The following is a 3,386-nucleotide window of genomic DNA, read 5'->3' on the forward strand; positions in this document are numbered from 1 at the left end:
GCGTCCGATTATCCCATCTGCCTCGCGGCTTACAATAACGACATTCTGCACGGGCGCTGGATCGACGCCGCCAGCGGCGAAGCCCATATCTGGGGTGAGACGCGCGCCATGCTTGCCGCCTCGCCTATTCCGAATGCGGAGGAATGGGCGATTCACGGTGCGACCAGAAAGTCGCATCTGTTGAGTGAGGCAGGGATGCCTCTGGTCGAGCCTTCTCGACCATTTCTAGCCGGAGCGTGCGAGCTGGGTAACCGGCTGGTGCGAAGCCTCCGGAAACGAGCGGGGAGCTGGCAGCCACACGCCGGTGAACCGCCCAAGGAGAAGACCGGTATGGTGAACGAAAGTAAATCTGTGTTGATGCGTCGTTACACATCAGTCCCCCGGAAGTGGCTTTTACGGGGAGCAAGGGAATGGGCTGGGGGCACGTGGATCCCTCAGTCGGAAGGTCGATATTCCCCGGCGTATAGCAGGCACCTGTCCCGGTCGCATCTCGCAGATGCGGAACTGAGTAACCCCGATGAGGTCCGGGTGCTGGCAACAGCATTCGGTAAGCGGCTCGCAAGAGTCGCCCAATCCCTCAGCGGGTGGAGGATGTCATCACAAGCGAATGCCGCCAGCCGAAAGGCACGGGGAATACATAACCCGGCGGATAGGGCCATGCCCAACCTGAAAGGGTGCTGACAGATGACTGGTGAGTCCCCCGTAATCTCGTGGAATAGCAACCGAACCGTTCGTGAAAAGATGGACGGGCCGCAAGGCCTGATCGTAAGCGACGGAACTGTTCACTGGCAGACCATTGACTGGCCTGCCGCCTATCGAACGGTCAGGACGCTGCGCCGGAGAATCTATCGGGCGACTGAAATGCGGGACTGGAAGACGGTCCGCTCGCTGCAAAAGCTTATGCTGCGCAGCCGGGCGAACCTGCTCGTTTCCATCCGAAGGGTCAGCCAGATCAATCGCGGGAAAGCCTCTCCCGGTGTCGATGCGAAAACCGCACCGACGCCGACCGAGCGGGCGGACCTTGCGAACCAACTGGTGAACCTGAAGGCATGGGAACCGCTTCCAGCCCGGAGGGTGTATATCCCTAAAGCCAACGGGCAGAAGCGACCGCTTGGAATCCCGTCTCTTATCGATCGGTGCCAGCAGGCAATTGTGCTCAATGCACTTGAACCCTGCTGGGAAGCGCAGTTCGAGGGGACAAGTTATGGGTTCCGGCCCGGTCGGGGCGTTCATGACGCCATCGAGCGGATACATCTGGCAACGAAGTCCGGGTCCAAACGGGTCTGGGTTCTCGATGCCGATATAAAAGGCTGCTTCGACAATATCGACCACGACGCTCTGATGGAGGCCATCGGCAACTTCCCCGCAAGGGGAATGATCCGCCGCTGGTTGAAGGCAGGCTATGTGGAAGATGGCGTGTTCCACGCCACCGAGCAGGGCACACCGCAAGGCGGGGTCATTAGTCCCCTTCTTGCCAACATCGCCCTGCATGGAATGGAAGAAGCGCTGGGCATTGAGTATCGCGGAGGCACGAGCGCCTCATACGTGAAACCTCACTGCCCTGTCTTTGTGCGGTATGCTGATGACTTCGTCGTCATCTGCCACACTGAGACGCAAGCGCTTGAGGCCAGGACACGGGTTGCGGCCTTTCTCGCCGGGCGCGGTCTTCACCTCTCCGAGGAGAAGACCAGCATCCGGCACATACGGGAAGGCTTCGACTTCCTCGGCTTCAATGTCCGTTCCTACAAGGTGGCAGACCGCGCCGCTGGCACGAAGACCCTGATCAAACCTTCCAAGGACGCCGTCAAAGCGTTCAGGAAGAAGCTCAGGGACCTGTTCCGCGCCCATGTCGGCTCGGATCAGGGGCAACTGCTTGCAGCTGCCAATCCGGTGATACGTGGATGGTGCAACTACTACCGTTACAGTGTCGCTGGGAAAATCTTCTCAGGGATCGAACACTATGTCCATGTCCGGCAACGTCGCTGGTGCCACCGCGCCCATGCGAGGAAGCTGAAACACTGGTGGATGCGGAAATACTTCGGGCGGCACTATAACTGCCCGAACTTCAGCTACACCTTTATGGACAAGCAGTCTGGTGCGTTCATGATCCATCCAGCCGCGATCAAAATCGTGCGCTGGACGATGGTGAAACACCGCAACTCCCCCGACGATCCGGCCCTCGCCGACTACTGGCGAAACCGGGCCCGCCGGATGGGAGGGACTGACCTCACGCGCAGTTGGCAGAAGGTCGCGCAGCGGCAACGGCACAAGTGCCCGACCTGCCGCGAGAGCCTCTACAATGGCGAAACCATCCGCATGTCTCATGTGGATGGGGACAGGACGAACGGTTCCTACCGGAACCTGCGACTTGTCCATGCCGACTGCCGCCGCGCGTCTAATCAGGGACTTGCTTGAGCCGTGTGCGGGGAAACTTGCAAGCACGGTTCTGAGGGGACGGGCCGGTGGCAACACCGGCCTGTTACCCGACACTATGAAGGCTTCGAGGGCGCAAGCCTTGAAGAATATTCCAGCTTTGAAACCGTTGCGGCGCTGTCCGAGTTTATCGGCGAACATGGCCGTCTTGGCGCGGAACTCTACAGCCATTTCGGCGACGATCTGGAAGCGGCGCGCGCCGCCTTCGAGGATTATGCGGGCGAACATAAAAGCCTCGCGCACTTCGCCGAGGATTTGAATCTGGAATGCGGCCCCGCCATTCCGAAACGCTACGAATATTACATCGATTGGGAGGCGATGGGCCGCGACATGGAATTGTCGGGCGACGTCTTCACCATTGAGACGGGATTTGAAGAAGTCCACGTCTTCTGGTCGCGTTGAGGGGGCGAGAACGATGGCCCGCTTTCAAGCCAAACCAAGAGAGGACGGCAAAGGCCCTTACAGATGGGCGCATGTGGTCCGTTCAAGCAAAGGGTTTCGCCTTGGCTCGATCTACCGCCAGATGGGCGATGATCTGAAGACGGTTGAAACCCGCGCCCTGACGCAGATTTGCGCCCGCGAAGGCTTTGACCTCAGGAGGGCGCCATGACCTTCACCGAAACCTTTGGCGGCTTCGTGTGCGAAGGCGATGCGATCCACTGCGAAAAAGACGGGTATCACGTCACCGCGCGCATCTTCCGCGATGATTGCCCCGACGCGCCGGACAAGCGCCAGGACGGATTCTGGCCCTCGCTCTACAAGGATGCGCCCGGCTTCATCGGACCCGGAAAGAACTTTCGCCAGCGCTTCGACGACGCTCAAGCGCGCGCCGAACACATCATGGGGGCGTGGCGCAAGGACGACTGGTTCTACTGCGGCGTCGTCCTGTCAGTGAGTTTCGCCGAGATAAAATTGCTTGACTGCGCCGCGAGCTTATGTAGAGCTCAACATAA

General features: G+C 59.7%; 4 protein-coding genes. All 4 read left to right on the forward strand.

Translation table 11 applies throughout. The annotated features are described in order from the left end of the window. Positions 1 to 15: 15 nt before the first annotated feature. Positions 16 to 681 carry an antirestriction protein ArdA gene (locus HY30_RS20375; protein ID WP_206741492.1) on the forward strand — a complete coding sequence of 222 codons (666 nt, stop codon included), beginning with the start codon at positions 16 to 18 and terminating at the stop codon, positions 679 to 681. A gap of 3 nt (positions 682 to 684) precedes the next feature. Further along, a complete protein-coding gene (gene ltrA / locus HY30_RS15355) occupies positions 685 to 2,415 on the forward strand; it encodes a group II intron reverse transcriptase/maturase (RefSeq protein ID WP_081812294.1) in 1,731 nt (576 codons plus the stop codon). A 3-nt stretch (positions 2,416 to 2,418) separates the two neighbouring features. Beyond that, entirely contained in the window at positions 2,419 to 2,835 is a 417-nt protein-coding gene (locus tag HY30_RS15360) for an antirestriction protein ArdA (RefSeq protein WP_206741491.1), read from the forward strand. 204 nt (positions 2,836 to 3,039) lie between these two features. Beyond that, positions 3,040 to 3,386: hypothetical protein (locus HY30_RS15370; protein WP_034742738.1), on the forward strand; the 347-nt coding region annotated here is incomplete at its 3' end.

Source organism: Hyphomonas chukchiensis (assembly GCF_000682695.1).
GTDB classification, from domain to species: Bacteria; Pseudomonadota; Alphaproteobacteria; order Caulobacterales; family Hyphomonadaceae; genus Hyphomonas; species Hyphomonas chukchiensis.

Coding starts and splice junctions, on each gene's coding strand:
- ltrA (WP_081812294.1), top strand. CDS start 685: ATGACTGGTGAGTCCCCCGTAATCTCGTGGAATAGCAACCGAACCGTT.